The sequence below is a fragment of the Thermohalobaculum sp. genome, from assembly GCF_058622915.1.
Map to the genome: position 1 here is coordinate 1 of NZ_JBZSYN010000014.1, position 6063 is coordinate 6063.

Consider the following 6063-nt stretch of genomic DNA (forward strand, 5'->3'; position numbering starts at 1 on the left):
GCCCAGCGCCGGCGCCTGGCCGTCGGCCCAGGCCTGCGCCTCGCCGAAATGAACCGGAACCAGCTCCAGCGCGTTGATGCCAAGTCTGAGCGCCAGCACCACGCCCAGCACGATCAGCGTGAGCTGCGCCCAGGGGTCGGGCTCGCGGGGCGCCGGCCGCCGCGGCGGCTTCGCCGGCGCCTTGCGCCGGCCGCGGCCCTTGGCTCCGCGCGCCTGTTTCGTCATCCCCTGCCCCGTCTGACTGCCCGGGCGCCGTTCTATCCGATCGCCGGGGGACGAGAAAGGGGCGAGGGCGGGGGCCTAGGAAGGTTCGGCCCGAGCCGCTAGTCTCGCGCCCGTCCGAGAGGAGAATCCCCCATGCGCACCGACACCGCCCCGACGCCGCACAAGAAGGTCCGCCTCGCCGATTACCGCCCGCCCGACTGGCTGGTCGACGAAGTCCGGCTGACCTTCGATCTCGCGCCAAAGGCGACCCGGGTGACGGCGCGCATCCGCTTCCGCCGCAACCCCGAGCGCGCCGGCGAGGGACCCGCCGACCTCGTGCTCGACGGGCGCGAGCTCACCCTGGTCGAAGCGAAGGTCGACGACACCCCGGTCGAGCCCGAGCTGTCGCGCGAAGGGCTGCGCGTGCCCGCCGGCAACCTGCCTGCCGACCGCTTCACCTGGAACTGCGTCACCGAGACCGACCCGAAGGCGAACACCGCGCTCGAGGGCCTCTACATGTCGAAGGCCATGTACTGCACGCAGTGCGAGGCCGAGGGCTTCCGCAAGATCACCTACTACCCGGACCGCCCCGACGTGATGGCCCCGTTCCGCGTGCGCATCGAGGCCGAGCGCGACGCCTGCCCCGTGCTGCTGTCGAACGGCAATCCCGTGGGCGCGGGCGAGCTTGGTCAGGGCCGGCACTACGCCGAGTGGGAGGACCCCTATCCCAAGCCCTCCTACCTCTTCGCCCTGGTGGCTGGACAGCTCGTCGCCCACGAGGACAGCTTCACCACCATGAGCGGGCGCGATGTGGCGCTGAAGATCTACGTGCGCCCCGGCGACGAGGACAAGTGCGCCCACGCCATGGAGAGCCTGAAGCGCGCCATGCGCTGGGACGAGCAGACGCACGGCCGCGAATACGACCTCGACCTGTTCATGATCGTCGCGGTCGACGACTTCAACATGGGGGCGATGGAGAACAAGGGCCTGAACGTCTTCAACTCCAAGTACATCCTGGCCAGCCCCGAGACCGCGACCGATGCCGACTACGAGCGCATCGCGGGCGTGGTCGCGCACGAGTACTTCCACAATTGGACCGGCGACCGCATCACCTGCCGCGACTGGTTCCAGCTGTGCCTCAAGGAGGGGCTGACGGTCTACCGCGACCAGGAGTTCACCGCCGACCAGCGCAGCCGCGCGGTCAAGCGCATCTCTGACGTCAAGATGCTACGCGCGCGCCAGTTCCGCGAGGACGCAGGGCCGCTGGCGCACCCGGTGCGGCCCGAGGAATATGTCGAGATCAACAACTTCTACACCGCGACCGTCTACGAGAAGGGCGCCGAGGTCATCCGCATGCTGGCCCGGCTGGTGGGTCCCGCAGGCTACCGCAAGGCGATGGACCTCTACTTCGAGCGCCATGACGGGCAGGCCTGCACCATCGAGGATTTCCGCAAATGCTTCGAGGACGCCAGCGGCCGCGACCTCTCGCACTTCGCCCGCTGGTGGAGCCAGGCCGGCACGCCGCGCATCGGCGTCGAGGAGCACTGGGCCGACGGGCGCTATGTGCTGACGCTCAGCCAGCGCACGCCGCCCACCCCCGGACAGGAACAGAAGCAGCCGCTGGTGGTTCCCGTCGCGGTCGGCCTGATCGGCCCGAACGGCGACGAGCTGGCGCCAACGCAGGTGCTGGAGCTGACCCAGCGCAGGCAAAGCTTTGCCTGCGAGCTCTCCGGCGGCACGCCGCGCTGGCAGCCGGTCGAAGGCCCGCCGGCCGGCGCCGGTGACGGGCAGGGCAAGCCCGTGCCCTCGCTGCTGCGCGGCTTCTCCGCCCCGGTGATCCTCGAGCGCGAGATCTCGGACGAGGAATCCGCCTTCCTGCTCGCCCACGACACCGACCCCTTCAACCGCTGGGAGGCCGGACGCGGCTATGCCATCCGCATCGCGCTCAGGCTGGTCGCGGGCGAGGGCCCGGGTGAGGGCGAGGGTGAGGGCGAGGTGCCGCCCGCCTGGGTCGAGGGGCTGCGCGCCGTGCTCGCCGACGGCGAGCAGGACCCCGCCTTCCGGGCGCTGGCCGCCGAACTGCCGGGCATCGACGAGATGTCGCGCGAGATCGCCGGGCGGGGCGGCCACGCCGACCCGGACGCGATCCAGGCCGCCCTGACCGGGATGCGCCGCACGCTCGGCGCGACTCTCACGCCTCTTCTTGAAGAGCTGTATGACTCGGCGGCCCCGTCCGGCCCCTACGACCCCGATCCCGAGGCCGCCGGCAAGCGCGCGCTGAGGAACGCCTGCCTGCGGCTGATGGCCGCGACCCGCAGCGCCGAGGCCTTCGGCCGGGCCGAGCGGCAGTACAGGGCGGCGGACAACATGACCGACAGCCTGGCCGCGCTCGGCGTGCTTGCGCACGAGGGCGCCCCGGCGGCCGACGACCTGCTCGCCGGCTTCCACGAGCGCTGGCAGCACGACCCGCTGGTGATCGACAAGTGGCTGGCGCTGCAGGCCACCGCGCCCTTGCCGGGAGCGCTGCAGAAGGTGCGCGCGCTCACCCAGCACCCCGCCTTCGACTGGAAGAACCCCAACCGCTTCCGTGCGCTGATCGGCGCCTTCGCCGAGGGCAACCCGGTGGGCTTCCACGCCCGCGACGGCTCGGGCTACCGCTTCGTCGCCGACTGGCTCCTGAAGCTCGACCGGGCGAACCCGCAGACGGCGGCGCGCGTGACGGGGGCCTTCGAGACGCTGGGCCGCTACGACGAGGCGCGCCAGAAGCTGATGCGCGCCGAACTCGAGCGCATGGCGGGCACCGAGGGCCTGTCGCGCAACTCCCGCGAGATCGTCGAGCGCATCCTCGGCCGTTAGTGTTGCCGTCAGCCGACCGCCGCGGCGGGCTTTCGCTCGACGCCGTGGAAGTTGACGAAGCTGGTCATGCGCGCCCACAGGAAGTCGCCGTAGACGAAGCTCTCGCCGCCTTCCTGAGGGAACAGCGGCGCCACCACCGCGTCCACCGCCGGCTCGAAGAAGAACGGCACCGAGACGCGCTCGGCCCGGCCGCCGAGCACGCGGTGCGGCGTCGCGCGGATGCGCCCGCCGGTCCACTCGCCCAGCATCTGGCCGAAGTTCACCACCAGCCCGCCCTCGGCCGGCGGCACGTCGACCCAGGCGCCGTCGGGCGCCTGCGCCTGCAGCCCGCCGGTGCCGTCCTGCCACAACAGCGTGACGAAGCCCGAGTCGGTGTGCGGCTTGGTCATCACCCACAGTGGTCCGCGGGCGGTGTCGATCCGCCGGTCCTCGGGCAGGTGCTCGACGGCGTGGGCCGGGTAGTGCAGCAGCCTGAGCGTCGAGATCGAGCGGTCGAACAGCGCCCCGGCCCGGCCGGAATCGGCGCCCAGCCCGCGCAAAAGCCCCTCGACCAGCGCCCGGCCGAGCCCCTCGAGCGCCGCGTAATAGGCGCCCGCCGCCTCGCGCCAGCCGGCCAGCGGCGGCATCGGCGTCGGCTCGGTCAGCGGATCGGCGCCGTCGCCCGCCCGCGCCGGGTCGGCCACGTCGGGGCCGATGTCCACGCCCTCAACCAGGCCGCCCTGCTCGGGCCGGCAGGGGTAGAAGCCGCGATAGACGTTGGGGCGCGAGGGATCGTACTTGTTGCGCAGCATGGCGCGCCTGACCGACTCGTCTTCGGCGAACAGCCGCAGCATCGCCGCGCGCGGGGCCGCGAGCCCCAGCGCCGCGTCGACATCGCGAAGCGCCAGGAAGCCCGAGCGCGCGCCGCCCTCGATCAGCCGGGCATCGGCACGCCCCTCGAGCACGTCCGCGGCGGGGATCACGGGTATCATCGGGTCTGTCTCCAACCTGCGTGGACCTGCGGCGCCGCCGACTCGCACGCCAACCGGCGGCGCGGATGCGGCCAACACAACAATCGCCCGGCAATTTTTGCAACGCGCTTTTTTCCCGTTTGCACGGGCCCGAGGAAGAGCGCAAGAAAGGGCGCAGAAACCCCGCCTGTCCGGTGATTTGCACCGCAACGCAGCAACCGCGATCCCATGCCCGAGCCAGACAGCGCCGCGGCGCTGAACGACATCCCCGGCTTCTCCGACCTGGCCGATCCGACGATCCGCGAGGCGACGGCAGACGACCTGCCCGCGCTGATCGAGATCGAGAACGCCGTGTTCGCAACCGACCGGCTCAGCCGGCGCAGCTTCCGCGGCTTCATCGGCTCGCCGCGCGCCATTCTGCGCGTCGCCGAGATCGGCGGCCGGGTCGCGGGCTATCACCTGGTCCTGTTCCGCCAGGGCACGGCGGCGGCGCGGCTCTATTCGCTGGCCGTGGCGCCCGGTTCGCAGGGCCGCGGGCTGGGCGCGCGGCTGCTGGCAAACGCCGAGGCGGCGGCTTACGCGGCCGACCGCGCGGTGCTCAGGCTCGAGGTCGAGGTCGGCAACGCGGCGGCGCTCGCGCTCTACCGCCGGGCCGGCTATCGCCAGATCGCCAGGCTGCCCGGCTACTACGAGAACGGCGAGGACGGGCTGCGGCTCGAGAAGCCGTTGCGCACCGAGAGCGTGCCGCCCGCCCCCGCCCCCTTCTACGAGCAGACCACCGAGTTCACCTGCGGCTCGGCCTGCCTGATGATGGCGCTAGCGGCGCGCGAGCCCGGGTTCGCGCTGACGCCGACCGCCGAGATCGGCCTGTGGCGCCGGGCGACCACGGTGTTCCTGACCTCGGGCCTGGGCGGCTGCGAGCCCTACGGCCTCGCCGTCACGCTGGCCGAGGAGGGCCTCGCCGCCGAGATCTACGTGACCGAGCCGGGGCTGCTGATGCTGCAAACCGTGCGCAACGCCGAGAAGCGCAACGTGATGCAGCTGGCGCAGGGCGAGTTCCATGCCCGGGCGGCGGCGCTTGGCATCCCCGTGCAACACCGCCGGCTCGAGGTCTGGGAGCTGGCCGAGCGCCTCGGCGGCGGCGCACTGGCGCTGCTGCTGGTCTCGGGCAACCGCATGTTCGGCAAGCGCGTGCCGCACTGGATCCTGGCGCACGGAGCCGACGAGCGGCACGTCTTCCTGCACGACCCCTGGGTCGAGCACACGGCGTTCGAATCGGCCACCGACGCCGCCAACATCCCCGCCCCGTTCGCCGAGCTCGACCGCATGTGGCGCTGGGGCGCCACGCGGCTGCGCGCGGCGGTGCTGATCCCGCCCGAGAGACAGACGAGGGACCGATGAGCGGCTGGCTGCTTCTGGCCGACGACCTGCGCGACATGGAGGAGCTGGGCGCGCCCTATCGCATGGCCACCGTGCGCGACTATGTCTCCAAGCCCGGCGTGTTCCAGCGCGACTCCTTCAAGATCATCAACCTCGCGCGCTCCTACGACTACCAGCGCGCGGGCTACTACGCCTCGCTCCTGGCCGAGGCGCGCGGGCACCGGGTGATCCCCAGCGTCGAGACCATCCTCGACCTGTCCTCGCGCGAGGGCTATGCCCGCGCCCTGCCCGAGCTCGAGGACCTGCTGAACCGCGAGCTCGCCAAGGCCGAGGGCCCGCGCCCCGAGCGCATGCTGATCTGCTTCGGCAAGCCCGACCATCCCGCCTGCGCGGGCTTCGCGCGGATGCTGTTCGACTGGTTCCGCGCCCCGGCGCTGGTGTGTACGCTGGCGACCGACGAGAGCGGCCCCTGGACCCGCATCACGCGCCTTTCGCTGCGCCCGGTGACGCGGCTGAACGAGGACGAGACCGCCTTCTTCGCCGGGACGCTGGAGCAGCACGCGCGCCGCGCCTGGCGCTCGGGCAAGCCGCGGGTGCCGGCGCGCTACTCGATCGGCGTGCTCTACGATCCGGCCGAGCAGCTGCCGCCCTCGGACCCAAGGACGCTGAAACA

The 6063-nt window shown here is 72.1% G+C and carries 5 protein-coding genes; 3 read left to right on the top strand and 2 right to left on the bottom strand.

Going from position 1 to position 6063, the window contains the following annotated elements; genetic code table 11:
- A partial coding sequence (locus AC32QD_RS01050; RefSeq protein WP_492008623.1) for a hypothetical protein occupies positions 1 to 225 on the bottom strand: 225 nt, incomplete at its 3' end.
- A gap of 132 nt (positions 226 to 357) precedes the next feature.
- On the opposite strand from AC32QD_RS01050, the gene pepN reads away from it, so the two are divergent.
- Positions 358 to 3060, top strand: coding sequence for an aminopeptidase N (gene pepN, locus AC32QD_RS01055; protein WP_492008624.1), 2703 nt, complete (start codon positions 358 to 360; stop codon positions 3058 to 3060).
- Between the two features lie 8 nt (positions 3061 to 3068).
- Here pepN and AC32QD_RS01060 read toward each other — a convergent pair whose 3' ends face one another.
- On the bottom strand, positions 3069 to 4031 hold the full coding sequence (locus AC32QD_RS01060) for a 2OG-Fe(II) oxygenase family protein (RefSeq protein ID WP_492008625.1): 963 nt from the start codon (positions 4029 to 4031) through the stop codon (positions 3069 to 3071).
- 207 nt (positions 4032 to 4238) lie between these two features.
- Here AC32QD_RS01060 and AC32QD_RS01065 point away from each other — a divergent pair, with 207 nt between their 5' ends.
- Positions 4239 to 5411: a peptidase C39 family protein gene (locus tag AC32QD_RS01065; RefSeq protein ID WP_492008626.1), complete on the top strand. Its 1173-nt coding sequence runs from the start codon at positions 4239 to 4241 to the stop codon at positions 5409 to 5411.
- Positions 5408 to 6063: RimK-like ATPgrasp N-terminal domain-containing protein (locus AC32QD_RS01070; protein ID WP_492008627.1), on the top strand; the 656-nt coding region annotated here is incomplete at its 3' end. The genes AC32QD_RS01065 and AC32QD_RS01070, both read left to right, overlap by 4 nt.